The sequence below is a fragment of the Nonomuraea guangzhouensis genome (genome assembly GCF_019396345.1).
Taxonomy (GTDB): domain Bacteria; phylum Actinomycetota; class Actinomycetes; order Streptosporangiales; family Streptosporangiaceae; genus Nonomuraea; species Nonomuraea guangzhouensis.
In genome coordinates, this window is sequence record NZ_JAHKRM010000014.1 from 172175 (window position 1) to 193997 (window position 21823).

The window sequence follows — 21823 nt, forward strand, 5'->3', positions numbered from 1 at the left end:
AGCTGAGAGGTGACGGGTGGCTGGGGAAGCAGCGCGGCTGCTGGTGCGCTTCGGCCGCCGGTATGCGGCCGCAGTGCGTCTGGCGACGCTGGTTCCGATCTGCGGGATCGCCCTGTTCCGTGCCCCTTCCGGGCACTTGACGACCACCGCGTACGTGGTCGGCGTCGCTGCCGCCTGGACCTGCGGATACGCGTGGTGGCTGCGCTCGGGCCGGGGAAGTGGGCCGGTGGGCCTGGACGTGGTCGTCCTGCTGGGGCTGTTTGCGAGTGTCTTCTTGACCGGCGCCGTCGAGGACAGGAACACCGGGTGGCTGCGGCTTCTGGCCACTTTCGCCTGTGTGACGTGCCAGTGGCACACTTCGCCACTGGCAGGCGGCGCGGCGGCGCTGGCGGCCGGGGGCGGGGCGGCGGTCCTCCTCACCGCGGCGGGAGCGGCGGACACGGACGCGAGCCTGATCAGAGGGACGGTGTGGATGGTGCCGGCGGCCGCGCTGTCCAGAGCGGCTTGGGTGCTCGTCCAGCGCGCCGCGAAACGGGCCGACCAAATGGCGGCCGAGGCCGTGCGGGCGCGCGGCGAGTCGCTGGTGGCCGCGGCAATTCGTGCCGAGGAACGCGAGCTCGCCAACGCGTTACACGACACGGCGGCGACGACCCTGTTGATGGTCGGCATCGGGCAGGTGCGTTCGGACGCGGACTGGCTGGCATCGCAGGCGCGCCGCGATCTGGACAGGCTGCGCTCCGACAGCGGGCGGGCACAGCAGGACGCCGACCTCGTCGACCTGCTGCGCGCCGACCTCGACGCCACGCATCTGACCGTGGAGTTCGAAGCCCCCGCGCAGTTGCGGCTTCCGTTCGACGTCGCCAGGATGATCGCCGACGCGGCACGGGAAACCCTCACCAACGTACGTCGCCACGCGGGCACGACGCGCGCGACCGTCCGGCTGCGTGGGGACGCGCGGACGCTGCGACTTGACATCGCCGACCAGGGGAAGGGATTTTCGCCGACGGACGTGCCGGCCACCCGGCGCGGCATACGCGAGTCCGTGCGCGGCAGGATGAGCCGCGTCGGCGGCACGGCCACGATCACCTCCGCCGAGGGCGAGGGCACCCTCGTACGGCTGGAATGGCATGCCGGCCATGAGTGACACCGTCGAAGAGGTGACGCGTGCGCAGCTGAGGCACGGCCTGCGGATCGCCACGCTGCTCGTCGCCATGGTAACCGTGTTCGGGCTCGGACTGGCCAACTTACTGCATCACTTGGACGCCTATGAGTCACCGCTCACGCAGCTGGCCGCCTTGGCAGCGCTGGGAGCCGTGCTCGCCGGCGAGGCGACGCTGCTCGTCCGAGGGCGTTCGTGGGGTCGGCTGCGCGGGCCCGCCATCGCCATCGTGCTCAGCGCGTCCGCGCTGTCGTATGTGACCCTGCCTGATGGGCGTACATCGACCACCGTGGATTGGATTTTTGGCGCCGCCAACTGGGTGGGCGTCGTCGTACTGCTCGATCGCCCACTGCGGACCGCCGCGTCGTTTCTGCTGGCCCACGAGCTCACCGCCCTGCTCCACCTGCTCCTTCTCGATGACCCCAGTCGGAAGGACCTGGCACGGTTCGCCACCGGCTCGGTGACCGTGTTCGGCCTTCCTTTGTGCGTGGCCGTGGTGGCGGCCGTCATGCGCGGCCTCAGCGCGGCGGCGGCGACCTCCCGCAGGGAGATCGAGCAGGTACGCATCGCCGAGGCCGTCGCAGCGGAGTCCCACCGCCGAAGGCAGCAGCGGTTCGCCGCGCTGTCGGCGACCACGGTCCCGCTCCTGGAGGGGCTCGCCGACGGCTCGTTGCGTCCCGAGGACCCGGTGGTCCAGCGGCGGTGCGCCATCGAGGCGGCCCGGATGCGGAGACTGTTCGCCGAGACCGACACTGTCGCGAATCCCCTGTTGCACGAACTGCGCCACTGCATTGACGTGGCGGACCGCAAGGGCGTCGTGGTGGAACTGGACGCACGCGGTCAGTGGCCCGAGCCGCCCGTGGCCGTTCGGCGCGATCTCACCGAGGCGGTGCTCATCGTCCTCGCCACCGCCGTCTCTCGGGCACGGGTCACCGTCGTGGGCAGTGCGGACCTGGTGTCGGTCAGTGTGGTCGCGGACTGCGGTGAGGTGAACGTGCCGAGCCCTGTGACACCCGGCGTACGGGTCGAGGCGTTGAAGAACGACGATACGGTCTGGATGGAGGCCCGATGGCAGCCGATTCGGCAGCGGACGAGCTGATCACCGCGGTGATCGTGGACGATCACGCGGCCATCGCCGCAGGTGTGCGCTCCTGGTGCTCCCAAGCCGTGCCGCCGATCAATCTCATCGATGCCGGGGACCGGCTCGCTGATGTCTGGACCGGCCCTGGCGCCGCCGCCGAGGTGGTGATCTTCGATTTGGAGCTGGTGCCGCGCCGACCGGACTTCGGCGAGCTTCGCAGGCTGGTAGACAGCGGCAGGCGCGTGATCGTGTATTCCCAGCACACCGACGATGCGACCGCCATCAAGTGTGTAGACCTCGGCGCGCTCGCCTACCTGACCAAGCGCGAGGGACCTGACCACCTGGTACCCGCCATCCGGGCGGCCGGGCGGGGCGAGCCCTACACCCCTCCGTCGCTGTCCGGGGCGCTCATCGCCGACGACGATCCTGGCCGGCCGCGCCTGTCCCAGCGCGAGACGGAAGTGCTGCGGGCGTGGTTCGTGTCCTCGTCCAAGGAACTCGTCGCCGCGAAGCTCAACATCACTGTCAAGACCGTTGACACCTATATCGCGCGGGTGCGGGTGAAGTACGCCAACGTGGGGCGGGCCGCTCGTACCAAGAGTGAGCTCGTCGGCCGCGCCCTCGATGACGGACTCATCACGCTCGCCGAGCTCAATCAAACGGTTATCCCGATGTAGGGCGATCACCTGACACCGGTGCGCCCTGCGCCTTCGTAGAGTGGTGATCAGTCGCGGCGCAGCCGTGCGGATACCCTCTGCGACGGGTCAGCAGGGGTGGATGTGAAAGCGATGGAAAGGTTCCTGACTGCCGTTGATCTTCGCGATGGGCGCGTTCACGATTGCTCGCACAGGTGAGGATTCGTGTGTGAAGTGATCGACTAGTTCTGGATCGATGTCGAACGCGGAAACGTGCACCGGCACCTAGACGGAGTCGGCGGCGGCGTTGATGGGAGACAGCGCCGCCACCGGGCGATGACACCGTTCCAACACGAGCCGGCTGTCCTGCACTTACCAGCAGATGTCTTCTGCCCTTCACGTCGGCTATCCAAGAGGACAGGAAAAGCCCTGATGGGACTGAAGATCAAATTCCTTGGGCCATGGGAGGCCACGGCGAACGGTGAGCCGGTGAAGGTAACCGGTAAACGGCGGGTTGGGGTCTTGACCAGGCTGGCATTGAGCGCTGGGCAGCCGGTCCCCGCAGAGGAACTCCTTACCCAAGTATGGGGCCAGAGCACAGCGACGACGGCAGGCAAACAACTGCACATCGTGGTGTCGAAGCTTCGCGGCGTACTCTCACCGCACCAAGGCGACGACATCATCGCGACCGTCTCCGGCGGCTACCAGCTGAACCTCGCGTGCGAGCGCATCGACGCCCACCTGTTCACGCTCCTGGCCCACCAGGCACGCGCCGCGCGGGCCCAGGGCGAGATCGCGAGGGCGGACGCACTGTTCCAGCGGGCTCTGGCTCTGTGGCGGGGTAACGCGCTGGCCGACATAACCGCCTCATGGGCCCAGATCGAGTCAGCCCGCCTGGAAGAGGAGCACCTGACCGCACTGGAAGACCATAGCGACCTCCGCCTGGCGGCCGGTGATCATCACGCGTTGGTGCCGGCACTCACGGCCCACGCCGAGGCCCACCCGTTTCGGGAACGCCCTCGCGCCCAGCTGATGCTGGCGCTGTACCGGGCCTCCCGATCGTCCGAAGCCCTCGCGGTGTACCAGGAGACTCGCCGCGTCATGGTCGATGAGCTGGGCATCGAACCAGGAGCGGTGTTGTGTCGGCTGCAGCAGGCGGTACTCCGGCGAGATCCTGCACTCGACCTCCCCTCCCCGGCGCAGCGAACCATGCTCACCAAGCCCGTCATTCCGGCCGAACTCCCCGCCGACACCCGGGCGTTCACCGCGCGCGCCACCGAAATCGCCTGGCTGCGCAAGACGCTCACCGACACCGTGCGCGCATCGCCAGCCGTCGTTGCGATACATGGCCCCGGTGGGATCGGCAAATCCGCGCTGGCAGTCCACGCCGCGCACGCCATCGCCGATCACTTCGCTGACGGCGTTCTCTACGTCGATCTGCGCGCCGCCACCGCCGGATTCCAGCCGCTGTCGCCGATCGAAGCTCTGAGCCGGGTGCTGCGCTCACTCGGGCTCGACGGTGCCGCCATACCGCCCACCCTGGACGAGGCCGCCGACCGATACCGCTCCCTTACCTCGACGCGCAACCTCCTGATCATCCTCGATGACGCGTTCGACGCGAGCCAGGTCCGGCCTCTCATTCCCGCCGGGCCCGCGTGCGCGGTCATCATCACCAGCCGCCAGATCATGGCCTCACTCGATATGCCGAGGCATCTGCACTTGACTGGGCTCGACCAAGCCGACGCGGCCGCGCTGTTCGCCCGCCTCGTGGATCCAGACCGAGTTTGTGCCGAGCCGGAAGCGGCACGCCAGATCGTACGGCACTGTAGCGGCCTTCCTCTCGCGCTCCGCATCTCGGCGGCGCGCCTGGCTGCTCGCCCCGATCGCACGTTGTCCCATCTGGCCGATCAGCTCGCCCACCCAGGCCGCCGCCTCGATGCCCTCGAACACGCCGACCTGTCGATACGGGACAGCATCGCGGTCAGCCTCCAGCACCTTCCGAAAGATCCTGCAGGTCACGACGCCGCCCACGCATTCTTCTTGCTCGGCGTCCTGGAAACCCCCACCCACACGGTGGCTGCCGCGTCCGCTCTCACCGAATGGCCGGAACACCGTGCGGAAGCCGCCCTCGACCATCTCTTGGACGCCCGCCTTGTCGAATCCGCCGGGCCCGGCCGCTACCGGATGCACCACCTGATCCGCCTCTACGCCGGCGAGCAGGCCGCCCGTCACGTGCCCGGCGATCAGCGCGGTCCTGGCTCGCCACCCCGGGCGAGGCGAACAGCTGGGTCGCGAACGAACGTGACAGCCTCCTCGCCATCGACCGGCAGGCAGCAGTCGCCTCCGGCGCCGCGGCCACCGCACAATGTCTCGCCGCAACCACCAATTGGCTCTCCTGGCGTAAGGGCCGGCTCATAGAGCTACCAACCTGACTGGCGGCGTGAGGTCACAATCCGAGATGGGCTCGATGACGACCAGGCGCGCGCCTGGTCGTCATCGACGTATTCGCCAAGGTACGCGGGACCACGCCGCCCGGTCTGCCGGCCCCGCCGACCTCGCCACCTGTATCCACGGCCACTGGAGCATCGAAAAACCGGCTCGGCTACGTCCGCGACGTCGCCTACGGCGAAGACCCCTCCCAAGCCCCCACCGGCAACGCACCCCGCAAGGCCGCCCTGCGCAACCTCGCCATCGGCGCTCTACGCCTGACCGGCGCGACCAACCTCGCCCAAGCCATCCGGCACCTCTCCCGAGACGCCACCCGCCCCCTGACCATCCTCGGGCTCACATGATCAACTAACTTTTCCGGGGCCCTGCCGCACGACAATCCAAAGAAGCCGTGAATACCTCAATCCGGCCTGAATTCCGTGAGCCGGTATGTCTGGGGTATGTTTCTTCAGCCATCGCGACATGTTTTGTTGCGGTAGGTCCAGCGGCGCTGCGACTCTTTTTCAGTACTCCTCCAGGCAAAGAAAAGAGTAACCATGAAAAAGACACTGGCCGTTACCGTGGCAGCTCTGGCAGCGAGCGCCGCGCTGGCCACTCCGGCGCAGGCCGTGGCACTTGGCAAGAGCAAGGCGGAGCGGCTCATGATGGCAGTGCAGCTCACGCTGGACTCCAAGTCCAGCTTCGACAAGTGGGTAAAGGCTCGTGTGAACCGGAACACCGAGGCCGTCAAGGCCTACAAGTTCGACTGGAGTTCCAACGGCTGCTCGGTGCCGAAGGGAATAAAGAACGCCGACTCCTGGAAGTTCGTTTTCCTGATTCCCTGCACCCGACACGACTTCGGCTACAGAAATGTCAAGAAACTCGCGAGTACGAGCAGCTGGAAGAATACGTACAAGAAGGGCGTGGATTTGGCATTCTACGGAGATATGAAGAGGACGTGCGACAAGAGTTTCTCCGGCGCGAAGAAGACTGCCTGCAAGACCGTGGCGTACGAGTTCTACGCCGCGGTCAAGCTGTTCGGATAGTCACAGCTGGTTCCTGATCGGTTCCGGCGTGTCCGGGACCGGCTGCGCGAGGTAGCCCGCCACCTCGACGGGGGCGAGGAGGCGGGCTTCGCGCAGGAGCTCCAGCGACTCCCGCCAGGACTCCCTGGCCTCCTCGTGTCTCCCCCCGGCGGTAGTAGACGTGCACCCGGTTGTCGCGAACGTAGGCCTCATGGTCCCTGCGCCCTGTCCGTTCGGTGATGACGAGGGCCACGCGCTCCTGAAAGCGCCCGAGCACCAGCGGCCCGGCGAAGAAGAAACGGGACAGCCGGTAGCCGTACTCCGAGTCCGCGCCGGCCGGTCAGCGACAGCTCCGCCTTCTGCACCCCGGAGACGCCGCTGGTGTCATGCGCCGGAAATTCGTCGGAGATATTTAGCGAGGGATTCAAGTATCTCTTCGGCGGTCTTCTTCCACACGAAGGGGCGGGCATTGTCGTTCCACTGAGCGATCCAGTCCCGGATGTCCTGCTCCAGGGACTGGACGCTCTTGTGCACTCCACTGCGGATCATCTGGTCGGTCAGGATAGTAGGCAGTGGCGTAAGCGTTTCGTGCTTGTAGAGGTTTGAGGGGGAAACGGTGAGAAGCCGTGGCTGCGGGTGCTGTGGTGATGAGTGTCTTTTGGCTCGTGGTCGTGCTGCTGTTGCGTCGGTGGGTCTTCTCAAGGCTCAAGCGTCCGGGATTCTTGCCTGCGACTTCTTCAGCGTGGAGACAGTGATGCTTGCGCGGCTGTACTGCTTCGCTGTGGTCGAGCACGCCACCCGGCGGGTCCACGTGCCGGGGTCACGGCGCGCCCCACCGCCGGCTGGGTTGCCCAGCAGGCCCGCAACCTGGTACTCGACCTGGGCGATCGGATCAGTGGTTTCCGATACCTGATCAGAGACCGGGACAGCAAGTACACCGTGCTGTTCGATGAGGTGTTCACGACCGAGGGCATCCGCGTGGTGCTCACCGCGCCCCAGGCCCCTCGGATGAATGCGATCATGGAGCGGTGGGTCGGCAGCGTACGGCGCGAGTTACTCGACCGGATCCTCATCATGAACGAACGCCACCTGCGCAAGGTCCTCGCCGAGTACGAGACCCACTTCAATAGGCATCGTCCGCACCGAGCTCTGAAGCAGGCCAGCCCACTGCGAGCGCTACCCGATCCAGTCGACGCCGACATCAAGGTCACTCGGCGAGACCGGCTCGGCGGCCTCCTCCACGAATACGCGCAGGTCGCACGAGGAGACACGATATTCGGCACCCACAGGATGAATCGTCGTGCGCGAGGTGCGCAGGTGATCAGGAAGTGGCAGGTTTGAAGGTGCTGTCGGCTCGGAAGGCGGAGGTGTCCTGGTCCTTGTCGAGCCACAGCTGGCGGTGGCGGTGGCGGATGAACCGGCCGGGATAGTTGAGCGACTCCAGCCGCACCCTCCCCGCGCCCGAGGCCGGCCGGGCGAGGAAGGTCGCGTCCCGCTCGAACAGCTCGGTGCCGTTGTCGGCGTCGAACCGCAGCCGGTAATCCTTGTGCCGCAGGTAGCGGCCGTCCCCGTCCATGAACGAGTAGCCCTTGGCGTCGGCCAGGCCGGGCACGATCCGCAGCGGCGCCGCCTCCCCGAGAACGCCGAGAGCACCTGAGACGGCGATCCCTTCCTTCGGGAAGTTGATCGACTGGAGGGTGCGTGTCACCCCGGTCGGCAGCGCGCCGCCGCCGCCCCCGTCGGAGGCGGCGGCGCGGGTGAACAGCAGGGTTCCGAAGCCGAGCTGGTCGAACCCGCCGCTGTTCGGCCCGTAGTCGCCGCCACCGCCCTCGGCCCGCACCCGCTCGGCGTACGCCTTCGTGTACGGCAACGCCAGCCCGCGCCGGTTGGCGTAGTGGTTGTAGAGCAGTTCCCACACGGGACGGTCCTGGCCGCGCGCCGTGCTCGAGATGACCGTCTGCTCCCGGGGGGCGCATTTCGTGCCGAGGCCCCACTTATACGTGGTGAACGGCACGTCCTGGCCCAGGTTGTACTTGGCGACGTACTCGGCCGCCTTCATGATCCGGTTGTCGGCGTAGCCGTACAGGTCGACGCCCTGGTTCCAGGCCATTTCCGCGATGGTGCCGATCAGGCCGATGCCCATCATGGTGTGCCCCTGGTCGCGCCCGCTCTCCTGCCACTGGGCGAGACCGCCCGGGTGGAGGAACGGGATGGCGTTCATGATGGACCCGTTGCCCTTGCCGTTCTTGAAGTAGTCGACGGTCCGCTCGAACTTGGCCTGGTCGTCGCAGAACAGCCCGATCGCCATGACCGAGGCCATGTTGCACAGGTCCCAGTTGGCCCAGTAGTTGGTGATGCAGGCACCGTTGTGTTCACGCAGGAAGTTGTCGTTCACCGGGTAGAAGATGTTCAGCAGCATCTTCTGGAACCGCTCGACGTTGAAGCCCGGGTAGCCGCGCATGAGCTCGGCGGCGTTGGCGAACTGGTAGCCGTAGATGCCCGCCGCCAGAAACCGGTCGGCGTTGCCGGTGATCGTCTTCAACATGCCCGACCAGGCGTTCAGGATGTCCCGGGCGGCGTCGCCGTACGCCTTCTCACCGGAGATCTTCCAGCGCAGCGCGTTCTGGTAGGCGGCGTGCACGTCGTTGTAGAACTGCACGTAATTCTGCCCGGTCCCACCGCGCACCACCGTCTCCAGCGGGCGCGCCTTCCACGTGCTCTTGGAGTGCCCGTTGGCGACGAGCTTGTCCCACCCGCTCTTGTACGGCTGCGCTCCCGCCTGCACCGCGGCCGCGATCCGGTCGAAGTCCGCCTGGGTGTGCAGCAGCCCCGGGTGCTTGAACGCCGCCGCCGACGACGCCCGCGCCACGGAGGGCAGCGCCGGCAGCACCGCGATCCCGGCCGCGGCCTTCAGCAGGCTCCGTCGGCTGGTGTGGAGAACCATGTGAGTCCTTTCGCGAGACGATCTCTTGTCCCGAGGAGACTGGCTGGGGGCGACCCCATAACACTTTTCCGGATGTCCGCTCCATCCGGCGGGCGCAGAATATCGCCGTTCGTCTGGTTTCTCCTGGTACTCACTGGTTTACATAGGTTGTGCCGTTTCACCTCGCTGAGTTGATCGCCGAGTACGAGGTTCAACACGGAACCTACGCTCGTGATCTATTTGCACCGCATCTCGGACGCGACCCAGCTGACCACCCGGGACATCGGCCGCATGTTCGCCGCCCTCGCCGGACGGCGCACCCGCTACGGCAAGCCGATCGCGCCCTCCACCCTGCACCGCATCCGCGCCACGCTGCGCGCGGCATTGAACGCCGCAGTGCGTGAGGGCCTGATCGCCTCCAACCCGGCACGCATGACCCGGCTGCCCGCGTCCTCCCGGCCGTATCCGCAGGTGTGGACCGACCGGCGGGTGGCCGCCTGGCGGCGCGAGGGCGAACACCCGACGGTGGCGGTGTGGACCGCCGATCAACTCGCCGAGTTCCTCACCTTCGCCCGACACGATCGGCTGCACGTGCTGTGGCAGTTGATCGCGCTGCGCGGGCTACGCCGCGGAGAGGCAGCCGGGCTACGCTGGATCGACCTGGACCTGGACCTGGACCGGCGGGAACTGGCCGTCAACCGGCAACTGGTGCGCACCGACGCCGGGGTGATCGTCTGCCCGCCGAAAGCGCCGCCAGCCAGCGGATCATCGTCCTGGATACGGAAACTGTTCGCTTGCTGCGCCGTCACGAGCAGACCGAGCGGCACCGCCAGCCTTGCCTTGGCCTGCGGCTCCGACCTGCGGGTCGTGCAGCATCGTGGTGACCTCCGACATCTACACCTCAGTGCTGCCAGAGGTGTATCACCGCTCAGCCCAGGCGATCGCGCGGCTGGTCCTGGGCAAGGCGCGCAGGACCGCCCGCAATCTCCGGAAGGCGGCGGCCTGACCAAGTGACCCAGGTGTGACCCACATGTGTCTCACGATCAGCGCAACCTTCCCATAAGGGAAGGAACCGCAGGCGGAGGTGGTAGGGCGCCCGGGGCTCGAACCCGGAACCTACGGATTAAAAGTCCGCAGCGCTCCGTTTCGGACGGTGACGGATAATGTCACGCTCCGGTGTTTGCGCAGGTAGAAGACTAGCGCATCGACCAATCGGTGACACAAAAGCCGTGCGAAGCCGAGACCGTCTAGAACTGCCGGTCTCCCTACGGTCTCCCTGTCTCCGATTCTCGGCTACCCCCAATGTCGATGAAAGGTCTCCGCTCCTAGCGGTACGTGGCTCGGGTCCAGCCGAGATGACGGTGGAACCGCCCAGGCAGGTATGATCGAGCATCCCCGCGGCTAGGAAGAGATCAGTGTCGCAGGCCAGGCAGGTTAAGAATGAGACTCCTGCATGATGGTCACCATGCTTCTTGCCGATCCTCCGAACTGGGCTGACCAGCTATCAGCCTGGAGCACCTTCGCAACCGCTGCGCTCGCCCTTGCCGCCGCGGTGGCTGCTGTAGGTACTCTTATTGTGGCTACAAAGGCGTACAAGAGCCAAAACGCGGTGTTCAAGGAGCAGATCAAGCAACTCGAAGAAGACCGTGACCGCCGAGAACAGCATGATCGTGAGCAAGAGGAGAATCGGCGGCGCGCGTATCTCGCGCAAGCCAGGCGGATCGCGGTCCGTACGGGGGAGGTCGACCCCGGCAACGAGACGATCACCCTGGTGTCGCTCATCAATCGATCGCAGGGTGCGAACGCTAGCTCCGTCTACCCGGCGGCCTATGTCCGAGTGACTAACGAATCGGACTCACCCATCATGAACGTGGATTCCGAGTTTGGAGACATTGCAGCACGGTACTGCTGGATACAAGGCCGCGAACGATTGCAATACGAGCCGCGGCTTGACTACCTTCCCCGTGGTGCTACGGCCTACTTCGTTCATCCAGGCATTGACGAAGCAGACGTTCCTCATCTACGAGTAGTGGTGTGTTTTAAGGACGACGCGGGGAATTGTTGGCAGACCAACGACGCCGGCAAGACCAAACTACTGTAAGGCGATATTGATCACATCGTTTACAAGATTCTCGCGCCAGCGTCGGAGGTGTTGGGCCACATCTTCGCTGCGTCACCGACGAACCAACGCATCGACATCATCACGGTGGTGTCGCCGTAGCTGGTTATCACGCTCTCCCAGAGGGGTGATCGTGCTTGGAAGCAAGACCATCTGCCGTACCAGTCGCTCGATCACGGGCGTCATCTTTGCCCTGTGCTGCCTCACAAGGGTCACATCATGTCTCCAAGCCGCCTGATCTTGGCATCCAAGTCCTTCAGAATGCTTGGAAGGACGTCTGCAGCATGGCCGAGCGAGGTCGCCGACCTCCGAAGGTCGAGATTAGAGAACACGTCTGCGGCGAACGCTAGGTTGCTCGCTGTTCGGGCGTCTGGACCTCCGGGAATCTCCTGCATCACGGCGATGATCTGGCGCAGTTCACCGAGAGTCTCCGCGTTGAGAGTGCCAGTACGCTCGAGCTGGTCCGCGATCTGCTCTAGACGGGTGACTGGTGGAGTGAAGGCTGAAGTGAGGAGGCTTTCGAGAACTTCTTCGCTGATTGGTCCGATACTGGCGAGCTGAGGGCCGTGCTTCCCTTCGTGCTCCCGTTTCCACTTGGAAAGGAGCTCTGGCGGATAGAGCCGCTCCCCGTCCTTTTTGTCGTCGATGGCTGCGTGGTGAGCCAGGCATACAAGCACGAGGTTCTTAAAGGAGTCCCGCTCTCGCTCCTCCTCGCGCGTACGGCATGGGCGATAACGAGCAGCGCCTGACTTGATTGCATATATATGTGCTATTTGGGCGTTCTTCTTGAAGACGCCGGGTCGCACCTCGTAGACGACAGGGAAGGGGCAGGCTGGTGCGTAGCAGTGTCCGTTACTCAGTGCCCAGAGTGCGGCTTGTACGGCGGCTGGGATCTCTCGGCGTCGGCCCACACAATGAAGGTATGACGCGGAAGAGGTCCCGCCAAGACACCTTTTGGACTAGCGGATACACATGTGGGACGACAGCAAGCGGTGGCTTGACCTGCGAAATGAGACGCCGTGACCGATGGCCCAGTGATTCTAGCCTATGCCCGCAAGGTGGCCGAGGAGTAAGGGCCTTGGACCGCTGAAGACATTGAGTCGCCGAATGCGGCATCCATCACACGGCTAGCTTGAGTGGGCGAGCAACGCCAAGCCACGGAGGAGGATGGTGGTCTGCGGCCCACGCGCCGGGTGCAGCGTCTCGGGGGCAGAGTCCAATAGAGCGAAGGCAGCAGGGTCGTCCCCGAGGGCGCCAATCAGGCTCCAGTCGTTGCCATCGGCGCGCACCAACTCCGGTGCGGCGTCGGTGGCCGGATAAGCGCGGACCCGGCCGAAAGGAGGCGGGTCATCCAGGTAGGTGCGGGCAGCATCCAGCGCGGCGTCCATGCCCGCCAACTCGGGGAGCGGCTCGCCGGTGAAGGTCACCTGGTCCAAGGGAAAACGGGCCCGCCAGTCGGTCCAGTGAGTGCGGATGTCATGGGCCATTCGCCGTCGCCGTGCGGCCGTCCAGGGCGGCCGCAGGCATGGCCGGGCGCGTCGTCGGTGATTGATCCAGAATTCGCGCCAGGCGGCCTGCAGCGGCATCGGGGGCAGCTCATCTCCATAGCGTTGGAGCAGCTGCTGGTAGGACGCTGGCTCGCTCGCCTGGATGAGCTCGTGGCACGCCTGGCAGGTTGTCCAGTCCATCACGCCAACCACGTCGGTGCCGAGCACGTCCGGAGGGCCGATGTCTAGCAGGGGCTTGCCCAGGCGGACACGCACGTCAGCTCCCTCGTACACCCATGCAGGCTCTGGGTCGCGGCAGAACTGGCAGCGCGGGTCTCCACCCAGCTCGACGGGCCAGCCGAGCCTGAGCCCCACTACGCCCGGGCTGGTGAGAACGCTCATGATGGCGACCCGGTTGGCGGCGAACCAGGCGTGGTCGCCAGGCCGTAGGTCGGGCTTGGTCTCGCGCAGCGGCGCGGTGTCGGCACTGACCAGTATCGCGCGCGTGTTCAGCTCGTCGATGAGGTAGACGGCGTACCCGCCGGGCTCCGGTTCCAGTTCGAGGGCTCGGCATGCGTCAGCGTAGCTGCCGCCCAGTTCCTCCGGAATATGGTCAGGGGCGATCAGAACCACCGGATGCTCCTCGCGCATACCTCTAATGGTTGACCGGATTGGCTGTTGTCCGCCAGAGCTCCTCTTTGTTCTGTAGAGTCACATCCGTGCGGCGACCTATTCGGAGGGTCACAAGGCCGCCAGTCCTATTAGGAGGGACATCGATGGCACTCAGCCGTCTTGCCCGCGAATTCGCGGCAGAGATCGACAACCACGACTGGAACGACGCCCCGTATCGCCTCGACCGAGCAGGTCACAAGAGGGAGCACGACGGAGCCGGCAAGCAGAGCGTGCGGGTGCTCGACCTCCAGGAAACGCGCTTCGTGAAGACCAACGTCATGTGGGTGGTCGCGCAGGTTCTGGGGCACGCGGACCCGAACTTCGACATAAAGGACTTCGCTGACGCCTGCGGAGTCGCAGGTATGACCGAGGGAACGCTTCGGTACGGGACGCGTCGGGATGCAGAAGGCAAGTACACGGCCCCCGGCGGCATCGGCTAGTCGCAGCCAGCAGCCCCGCTCTGCTACGACGGGGGCGGGGCTCCTTCGTATGTTCCACAGAGACGAGCATCTTTGTGAGCGCCCGCTTCTCGCTCCGCCTCTGCAGCGGGTCGAGAAAACACGGGGTCGAATAGGGCCTACACGGTCTGAGATCAAGTCGCTACGGTCCCGACATGACCATCGACTGGGGAGATGCCCCCGCCTGGGTTGCGATTGTCTTGTCGTTCCTCTTCTCTCTCGCGGCGTTCATCATCTCGCTGCTGGGCCTGAAATGGCAGAAGAACGGCGCGCTGGCAGCCATGCGGTCGGCGAACGCCGACGAACGAGCGAAAGCGCTTGCCGAACTTGCGCTTCGTCTCCAGCTCGAATCCGCACCGCGATCTCAGGTGGAGCGCGAGCAGGAGCGGCACGTCTTGTGGGAGCTCGAACGCCGCAAGGATCGGTTCCTCCTGCGAAACACAGGCACCGCCATTGCTACCGGCGTCACGGTCAGCGGCAAAGGCGTAGAACAGGTGGCCACGCAGCTGCCAGAGGACGCCGCCGTGAGGCCGGGTGAGTCGGTGAGCTTCATGATGGCGGGAAGCCTCGCCCATGCTGTTCCCGATCAAATCAAGGTTTCTTGGGACGGGCATCCTGAGCCGGTGATGTTGCCGGTGCCGCCGCGTTGATCAGGCCGCCTCTCGGAGGGGGGCTCACGTGTAACTCCAAACGACCCCGTACGGCGATAATACTTGTGCTCCGGCTCAGGCCCGGATCAGATGACATCAGGGGAGTTGCGCGGCCCCCTTCGTGTTGACCTCGTGGCGAGTGGCTTCGCGGGCGGCGGCACGAAGCTCGTGTACAACGGCGATGGCACTGTGAGTGTCGTTCCACGAGCTGAGCGTCTCGTCGCTCGTCTCCTCAAGGTCGAAGCCAAGAAAGTCGAGGAGGGTATCAACCGCTACAGCGGCAGTTGCAAGCTCTCGCTTCCAGAGATCAGCGTTGTCCCAGGCATACGCTTCGGCTCCGACCGCGATGGCGATGGCACCAAGCGTGCAGATGGGTGCGTTCTGCACCTTCAGGCCGTGTTGTCGTCCGTCGTAGGCGCCATGAGCGAGCCCATTGCGTTCGATCAGGTCCGCGGCTTGGGCGAGGATGGCTGCAGGGCTGAGCGTTAATCGGCCGGGCGGTGCGCCACCGGTGACAGGCTCGTTTTTGGCTGAGTACGTCTCATGGGGGACGCCCATCAATCCTCCCTTCCATCCGTCAGATGTAGGCCAGCGGTGGCGTTGAAGGCGCGCTCCAGTCGGGCGGCGAGCGTGCGGGCTGCCGCGCGAGCGGCTTTCAGCTCTGACAGAGCTCTGTCAACTCGCTCGACGGGATTGCCACGGTCATCGCCCAATTGCGTGGATGCCTGCATGCGACGTAGCGCCTCGCCGAGCTGTCGTAGTAGCTGGTCGAGCCCGGCCGTGGCGCGGCTAATAGCGCCGAGTACGTCGTTGACGGTGGATGGGTGGGTGACGCCAGCGTGAAAGAGCGTGGCGTGGTTGAGCACACGGACTGCCTCCGAAGAGGCGGCGGCGACCTGGCAGGTGTAGTCGTCGTTGTGGGGGCCGTCGGGGGATAGACGGAGAGTGTCAGCCATCAGCCTTGACTCCGATCGTGCAAGCTTGTCAAGTTGCTTCGGGCTGGAGTCAGTCGCCTTGCCCAAGCGGTCGCCTGGAGCAGCGCGACCGGCCTCAGAGCGGTGGCGAGAGTCAGTCGAACGACCTCTGTCGATAGAGAGTGGAGCAACCGATATAAGTGTCGTTGTGGCACCCAGAAGGTGTGAACATCGTCGATGGGTGGCATGCTGAACATGGCCACCTCCTTTCGCGTGGTCTGGCCAGGAGGCCGGCGCCCGATGCCGGGAAGCAGTGCGGCGCCGGCTCCTCCTTGGCAATGAATTGCAGAGACAACTTCAGTTCGGCCTAGGCTGTTCATGTAGCCGCGGACATGCGTTGTATCCATATCCCAGCTACACAGGTTGAATTCGTAGAGTCGGTCATGACTTTGCCGGGGTGTCGAGGGTGAGTCCGGTCTGGGCCAGGCAGCCGGTGAGCAGGTGGGGCCGGTACTGGATCTTCTTCAGCTTGCGCTTGACGATCCGGACGAGTCCGGCCAGGTCGGCGACGACGAAGTTGGTCATGGCCCGGCGGAGCAGAGACCAGACGCCCTCGGCGGGGTTCAGTTCGGGCGCATAGGCGGGCAGTTGGACGATGCGCAGCCAATCGGCGTGCTCGGCGGCGAAATCGGCGAGCTGTCCGGCCAGGTGCACATTCAGGTTGTCCCAGCACCACACCAGCGGAGCGCCCAGATGCTGGTGGGTGGCCACGATCAGGTCCCGGTAGTCGGCCCAGGAGAACGTCTTGGGCTCGCCCTTGCGGCCGTGGTAGATGTGCAGCTTGTAGAACAGGTGCGGCCGCTCGCCGTCCCGGTAGGCCACGACGCCGGCCATGTTCACCCGGCCCGAGCCCTTGCCGCGCACCGTCATCACCGGCCGGGCGCCGACCGGCGCCCAGGTGCGTCCTTTCGGCGGCCTCAGCCCCTGGCCTGCCTCGTCTTCGAAGCACAGGTAGGCGCCCAGGTCCGCCGCGGTGCTTTTACCGCCGGCCACACCTCGGCCTTCCATGCCGCAATAGCCTTCTCATCGCGCTCCATCGCCCGCCGGACCGGCACCTGCACCGACCAGCCATGGCGATGCAGCAGCTTGCCCACGCCCTCGATGGTGTAGCCGATGTGGAACAGCCGCCCGATCAGCGTCTTGACCCGGCCCAGCGTCCAGCACTGATTCTCGGCGTATCCCCAGGCCAGCGGTCCGCGTCGCAGCTCGGCCTCCAGCCGCTGCCACTGCTGCGCCGACAGTTTCTCCTTCGACACCGGCCCTTTGGAGCGCAGCGCCTGTGTCCCACCCTCTAACCAGGCCTTACGCCAGCGCGTCACCGACCGCTCGTGCACCCGTAATCGCGCGGCAACCGTCTTGATCGACTCCCCGGCCTCGAACCACTCGGCCGCCTGCAGCCGTACACGCTCGCGCCGTTCCTGCTCGGCGGGCGTGTACCCACCCCTTTGCCCATACCGCATACCACGGTCGTACCGCACCGAGCGCTATCCGTCACGACCCGAAGACTCTACGCATTCAACCTGTGTACCGGCGATTCTCCCGCCAGCCTCCTCACCCCCTCGATGCTCCGCTGTCACCGACGTAGCGGATGTATCACTGCCCCCAGTCGACCACACAAGTAACATTACTCTTGGTCAGATGTGTTGGTCAGACTACTTTCTGCAACCGCTTCACTTCCTATTCCGGGCCTGCCGCTGCCCAGCATGCCCATCCCCAAGGCGACCGGCGAACGACCCTGTCAGCTGTGCAAGTCCACGCGCCTTTCCAAGCTCTCTTTAAGGCCAGGCGGGGGTCCTTGCCGGGGCTCCGAGTCCTTCCTCGACAACCGAATCGGCCGTCGAGAAGCCGCAGATCCAGGTGGAGCGGCCCGAGCGAAGCGAGGGGCGACTACCTGGATCTACGGCAAGCGACGGCCATAATCGGCCTGTGAGGAAGAGACCGAGCTGGGCGACGGCGGTTCTCGCCAGCTGCGCTCTGCCCGGCCGAGAAGTGCCTTGACGCTCGCATGCTTACCTACTGAAGCCGCGTCCACGGTCGAGTTTGCCACCGGTGTGATCGGTCGGTGGCTGGTATGCCTGGGAGGGGCCACGCTGGTCGGTGCAACCGGGGTTGGGACGGCCTGCCTTTTGTCGGGCGTCCGCGCGCCATGCCGCAGCCTGTTCGGCTTGGGCGGCCCGTTCGAGGTTGCGCTGGTCGGGAGTCAGGTCAGTGCGGCACATCTCGCGTTGGATGGCGGTGAGTTCCTGTTGGGCAGCAACTTGCGCTTGGCGGTGCTCATGAGCGCGTATCCGCGCGAGCGCGACGTCGCCCTCGCGTGCCGTGCGAAGGGCGGTGTCGAAGGTGCGCATCAGTTCGGCGTGGCGTCGCCGTACCTGTGGCCAGGTAGCTGGGGGCGGGGCCTGCGCGGAGGTCTGGCGGGCGACCTCGTCCAGCGCCGGAGCCTCCGCATGAATCGGCACTAGCCGCTGAGTGAGTTGATCCTGACGCTCGTGGAGGTCGGTAAGGGTGGCTGTCAGGTCGCGGTGGCGGGCACGCTGCCAGGGGCGCAGGCTGGCCAGCTCGCGCTCGATGACGCGTTCTTGCCGACGCAGTTGAGTCAGGTCTCTGCGGCCCTCGTTGAGGGTCTGGCGGGTCTGCTGGAGCCGGTGGGCGGCGGCCTCGGCGGTCTCGATCCGGCGGGTCTGCTCCTCAAGGGTGGCGCGCTCGGTCAGCAGGTGACGTTCGAGGCGCCCGCCGCCCTCGGCGGCCAAGCGGTGAATGCTCTGGTCGGCGGCTTGGGCGTTGGCTGTCGCAGCGGTGAGCCGCTTGGCGAGCTGGCCCATGCGTTGGCGCAGCTCGGCAGCGTTGGCCAGCCCGGCGCCATACGGGGAGTCGGTAAGGGATTGCAGGGCACGAGCGCGCTCCACGGCCAGATGTGCTTCGCGTTCGGCGGCGTGCAGCTCGGCACGGGCGCGCTCCAGATCGGCGTCTGGAGGCTGAGCAGTCCGAGCGGACAGGATGGGCTCTGGCTGGTGGGCAATGGGTTCGGGTTCGGGGGTCAGGAGTTGGTCGGCGCGGTCGCCGTAGAGGGTCGTGGCGTAGGCGGCCAGGGCGCGCTGCAGTTCGTGGTCCGGGCCGTGGACGGGGCCGTGGCGGAGCCGGTCTGCGTCACTTTCCAGGAGCTCGCGCGGCAGGTAGAGGCAGGCACTATGCCGGTCGCGGGACATGGCGGCGTACAGGGTGTGCGGGTCCAGGCCGAGCCCGTAGATGAAGGTGCGTTGGCAGGTGAGGCCCTGGGCGGAGGCCACAGTCATCGCGGTGCCGTACGACAGACCGCCGGCCGCGATGTAGGCGGGGCTGACCCATTCACATGTCAGGACGGCTCCATCCGGGCCGGTGCGGCGCCATTCGACCTGCACGCCGCGCCTGCTGTCGATGGCGATGATGTGGCCGCGGTATCCGTTGAGCACGTCCACGGGGCCTTCACCACGGCGGGCGCGATAGTCGTTCTTCCGTACCCTCACGTGATCGCCGATGGCTAAGGCCATCGTGGCGCCGCCGGCCAGGTGGTAGACCCGGTCCGAGCCGGACAGCTCGCCCAGCTCGCGGCGTATCGCTCGGGCGGCCAGGTTGAGCCGACTGGCAGCCTCGTTGGTTCCCGCCAGTACCAGCAGGTCGACCAGCTCGTCATGCACGCCCGGGCGTTCGGCGGTTCCGTACGGTCGCCGGACATTCGCCCAGTCGGCGATCAGACGCGCCATCGTGTCGTCCGCGCCCGCCTCGGCACATACGCGGCCGCCCTCCGCCCAGGTGTGCAGGGCTTGACGGCGTTGACCGGCCCGGAACAGCTCCAGCGCGCGGCGTTCGATGGGGTCGCGTTGGCGGCGGTTGTGCCGCAGTACCAGCCCATCGACTTGCCGATGAATGGCGGCAAAGCCGCCGCCGACGCCGATGGCGCGCAGTTGCTTGGGGTCCCCCAGGAGCACCACTTTGGTGGCGTGCCGTTCGGCGTCCGCGAGCAGGGTGGCTAGTTCGCGGTCGTCGACCATGGCGGCCTCGTCGACCACCAGCACGTCCACCCCGGCCAGGCCCGACCCGTGCTGGATGCGCAGCAGCCAGGTGGCGATGGTGTCGGTGCCGATGCCGGATTCGGCGCGCAGAGTGGCGGCGGCTATTGCCGCGGTGGCCGCGCCCCGGACGACCAGGCCGCGGCTCTCATACGCGGTGCGGGCGGCGGCCATCAACGTGGTCTTGCCCGCGCCGGGCACGCCGATGATCGCCTCCACCCCGTGCCCGGCGCACAGGATGCGCTCCAGCACGGCGCGCTGCTCGCCGGTGAAGGTCAGATGGTGGCTGATCTGGAAGGTGTCCAGGGCCAGGTGGACGGCGTCGGGGTCGAGCACGGCCACGCCGCCGTTGTAGCGGTGGCGCACACTGGCCAGCAGCGTCTGTTCGGCGTGCAGGATGTCGGTGCTGGTGTAGCGGGTGGAGTTGGCCATATGCCGGGCTCCAGCGTCGGGCAGGCGCACTGCCGGAGTCAGTGCCAGTACCTCATCGGTGAGCATCTCGGCCTCGGCCAGGTTCGCCACGCCATCGGGGAGAGCATCGAGGACCGCGGCCAGCACATCGGCCCGGGTGACCTCCTTGCGATGCGAGGTCAGCCCGCCCTCGGGCCGCCAGATCCACGCCGCGATCTCCGCCGGAGAAGGCCGTACGGGCAGGCGTGCGCCACTGCGGCAGGCCGCGACCAGCGCGACCGGGTCCACGCCGGCCGCTTCGAGCTGGCTGTGCCAGTCGGCGCGCAACTCGGCCTGGCCTGGGTCGGTTCTGTGCTGGCGGCTTTCGGCTGAGGCCACCTTCTTGGCCCGGCGGGAGGCCTCCCCGGCGGCGAAGCCGAGTTTGGCCAGCACCTGCTTGACCTGGCCGTCCCGCTTGGAGAACAACGTCCGCACCATGGCCGGGATGGCCGCGATCTCCCACGCGCCCGTCTCCGGGTCCCGCGTCCAGGCGATGCCGCAGCGTTCGGTCATCGCCCTGCGATGCCGTGCCTTGAAGAAGGCGTCGGCGGCGTGCGCGTGCCGGTGCAGGTCCCGCCCTCCGGACGCGATCGCCGACCACTTCCCATCCACGCCACGAGCTAAATTGGCCAGCACGACATGCGCATGCAGGTGCGGATCCGGTGCCGCCGTGCCCACCGGGCGTGCGGTGCGGTGCCACATTGTCCAGCCCATCAATCCCGTTGTGGCTATCTGCCCAGCCAACTGGCCATCGCCTTGGTGGCCCCGCTGCCCGTAGCTCACCCACTGCTCGACGGCCGCGACGGTCTCGAACATCGCGGTGGTGACGATGTCCTCCAGCTCGGCCGCGAAGCTCGGGTCGGCCAGCCCGACCAGCACCGACACGCTCTTGGTCACGTCCAGGGTCAGGTCGTAACCACGATTGCCGATCCGGACTCGTGCATCGCGCCACTTACTCGCGTAAGCCAACGCTTCCGGCTCGTACGCCTCGGCCAGGTTGACGTCGGCGGCGCGGGCCAGCTGTTCCAGATCGCCGATGCGTACCAGGTGTGCCTCGCCTTCCCGAGCGATACCGCGTGCCATCTGAGCCGCGCGCTTGACCATCGCCGGGCGGGCGGCCAGCAGGCCCTCGACGGTGGTACCGCGTTCGGCTGCGGCTGCCTCCAGCGCCTCTCCGAGTGGGGCCGCGGGCAGTTTGCCGCGCGGGTCGACGACGTGCTTGGCTTTTATCAGCAGCTTGCCGTTGTCCGGGTTCTCGCCGTTCATCAGCGCCCGCGCCTTGCCGTGCTGGTCGGATGTCAGCGGAGTGCCTGGGACGATGCCTACCTCGCGTAGGCCCTCACCGATCCACACCAGGGCGCGCTCGCCGCCCAGCCGGTAGCTCAGCTGCCCATCGGGCTCCTCGCCGTGTTCGTGGCCGTGCTCGTCGGCGTGCGGCACGCCGCAGCCGGCGCCCTCCCGTAATCGGTATTCCACCTGCTCTATGCAGGGGCCGAGTACATTCACCCATGCCATGCGAGCCCCGTTCAGACAGCGGCAACAGCGACGATGGCAGGACCGTTGATGGCGGGCGCAGCCAAGACGTATCGCAGATACCTTTCGTCTATTCCTGACTTAGATCTTGTGGAATATGGTGACATGATGAGTCAATATTGGATAGGGCGGACGTTGAACATCATTGAGGTGTCAGTAGAAACGACCTCTCAATGACAGTCAG

The 21823-nt window shown here is 66.3% G+C and carries 19 protein-coding genes; 10 read left to right on the forward strand and 9 right to left on the reverse strand.

Annotated features, from left to right (window positions below; all coding sequences use genetic code 11):
• Positions 1 to 16: 16 nt before the first annotated feature.
• From KME78_RS28575 to KME78_RS28595, 5 genes are all read left to right on the forward strand, one after another.
• Positions 17 to 1144 carry a sensor histidine kinase gene (locus KME78_RS28575; RefSeq protein ID WP_219532461.1) on the forward strand — a complete coding sequence of 376 codons (1128 nt, stop codon included), beginning with the start codon at positions 17 to 19 and terminating at the stop codon, positions 1142 to 1144.
• The gene (locus tag KME78_RS28580; RefSeq protein ID WP_219532462.1) at positions 1137 to 2258 is read left to right on the forward strand and encodes a hypothetical protein; all 1122 of its coding nucleotides are present in this window, start codon (positions 1137 to 1139) and stop codon (positions 2256 to 2258) included. The genes KME78_RS28575 and KME78_RS28580 overlap by 8 nt, the downstream gene beginning before the upstream one ends.
• Entirely contained in the window at positions 2228 to 2917 is a 690-nt protein-coding gene (locus KME78_RS28585) for a response regulator transcription factor (protein ID WP_219532463.1), read from the forward strand. The genes KME78_RS28580 and KME78_RS28585 overlap by 31 nt, the downstream gene beginning before the upstream one ends.
• A gap of 390 nt (positions 2918 to 3307) precedes the next feature.
• A complete protein-coding gene (locus KME78_RS28590) occupies positions 3308 to 5293 on the forward strand; it encodes an AfsR/SARP family transcriptional regulator (RefSeq protein WP_219532464.1) in 1986 nt (661 codons plus the stop codon).
• Between the two features lie 566 nt (positions 5294 to 5859).
• Complete coding sequence (locus KME78_RS28595; protein WP_219532465.1) at positions 5860 to 6348, forward strand: phospholipase A2; 489 nt, start codon at positions 5860 to 5862, stop codon at positions 6346 to 6348.
• On the opposite strand, the gene KME78_RS28600 is transcribed toward KME78_RS28595, so the two are convergent.
• Entirely contained in the window at positions 6349 to 6540 is a 192-nt protein-coding gene (locus KME78_RS28600; RefSeq protein ID WP_219532466.1) for a hypothetical protein, read from the reverse strand.
• A 726-nt stretch (positions 6541 to 7266) separates the two neighbouring features.
• On the opposite strand from KME78_RS28600, the gene KME78_RS28605 reads away from it, so the two are divergent.
• Positions 7267 to 7668 (forward strand): integrase core domain-containing protein, encoded by a 402-nt coding sequence (locus KME78_RS28605; protein ID WP_219532467.1) that lies wholly within the window; start codon positions 7267 to 7269, stop codon positions 7666 to 7668.
• On the opposite strand, the gene KME78_RS28610 is transcribed toward KME78_RS28605, so the two are convergent.
• Entirely contained in the window at positions 7649 to 9271 is a 1623-nt protein-coding gene (locus KME78_RS28610) for an AbfB domain-containing protein (protein WP_219532468.1), read from the reverse strand. The two genes, KME78_RS28605 and KME78_RS28610, sit on opposite strands and share 20 nt — an antisense overlap.
• A gap of 210 nt (positions 9272 to 9481) precedes the next feature.
• On the opposite strand from KME78_RS28610, the gene KME78_RS28615 reads away from it, so the two are divergent.
• Positions 9482 to 10264 (forward strand): site-specific integrase, encoded by a 783-nt coding sequence (locus KME78_RS28615; RefSeq protein ID WP_219532469.1) that lies wholly within the window; start codon positions 9482 to 9484, stop codon positions 10262 to 10264.
• Positions 10265 to 10703: 439 nt separating this feature from the next.
• Entirely contained in the window at positions 10704 to 11351 is a 648-nt protein-coding gene (locus KME78_RS28620) for a hypothetical protein (protein ID WP_219532470.1), read from the forward strand.
• A 230-nt stretch (positions 11352 to 11581) separates the two neighbouring features.
• Here the strand turns inward: KME78_RS28620 and KME78_RS28625 are convergent, their stop codons facing one another.
• Entirely contained in the window at positions 11582 to 12175 is a 594-nt protein-coding gene (locus KME78_RS28625; RefSeq protein WP_219532471.1) for a hypothetical protein, read from the reverse strand.
• 321 nt (positions 12176 to 12496) lie between these two features.
• Positions 12497 to 13507, reverse strand: coding sequence for a hypothetical protein (locus KME78_RS28630; RefSeq protein ID WP_219532472.1), 1011 nt, complete (start codon positions 13505 to 13507; stop codon positions 12497 to 12499).
• Positions 13508 to 13632: 125 nt separating this feature from the next.
• On the opposite strand from KME78_RS28630, the gene KME78_RS28635 reads away from it, so the two are divergent.
• Positions 13633 to 13968, forward strand: coding sequence for a hypothetical protein (locus tag KME78_RS28635; RefSeq protein WP_219532473.1), 336 nt, complete (start codon positions 13633 to 13635; stop codon positions 13966 to 13968).
• 173 nt (positions 13969 to 14141) lie between these two features.
• Positions 14142 to 14636: a hypothetical protein gene (locus tag KME78_RS28640; protein WP_219532474.1), complete on the forward strand. Its 495-nt coding sequence runs from the start codon at positions 14142 to 14144 to the stop codon at positions 14634 to 14636.
• Positions 14637 to 14732: 96 nt separating this feature from the next.
• Here the strand turns inward: KME78_RS28640 and KME78_RS28645 are convergent, their stop codons facing one another.
• The 5 genes from KME78_RS28645 to mobF form a co-directional block, all read right to left on the reverse strand.
• The gene (locus KME78_RS28645) at positions 14733 to 15194 is read right to left on the reverse strand and encodes a DUF6197 family protein (RefSeq protein WP_219532475.1); all 462 of its coding nucleotides are present in this window, start codon (positions 15192 to 15194) and stop codon (positions 14733 to 14735) included.
• Positions 15194 to 15658: a hypothetical protein gene (locus tag KME78_RS28650; RefSeq protein ID WP_219532476.1), complete on the reverse strand. Its 465-nt coding sequence runs from the start codon at positions 15656 to 15658 to the stop codon at positions 15194 to 15196. The genes KME78_RS28645 and KME78_RS28650 overlap by 1 nt, the downstream gene beginning before the upstream one ends.
• A 333-nt stretch (positions 15659 to 15991) precedes the next feature.
• Positions 15992 to 16603: a transposase gene (locus tag KME78_RS28655; RefSeq protein ID WP_308127169.1), complete on the reverse strand. Its 612-nt coding sequence runs from the start codon at positions 16601 to 16603 to the stop codon at positions 15992 to 15994.
• On the reverse strand, positions 16528 to 17070 hold the full coding sequence (locus KME78_RS28660; RefSeq protein ID WP_219532478.1) for a winged helix-turn-helix domain-containing protein: 543 nt from the start codon (positions 17068 to 17070) through the stop codon (positions 16528 to 16530). The genes KME78_RS28655 and KME78_RS28660 overlap by 76 nt, the downstream gene beginning before the upstream one ends.
• Before the next feature lie 549 nt (positions 17071 to 17619).
• The gene (mobF, locus tag KME78_RS28665; protein ID WP_219532479.1) at positions 17620 to 21621 is read right to left on the reverse strand and encodes a MobF family relaxase; all 4002 of its coding nucleotides are present in this window, start codon (positions 21619 to 21621) and stop codon (positions 17620 to 17622) included.
• Positions 21622 to 21823 lie beyond the last annotated feature (202 nt).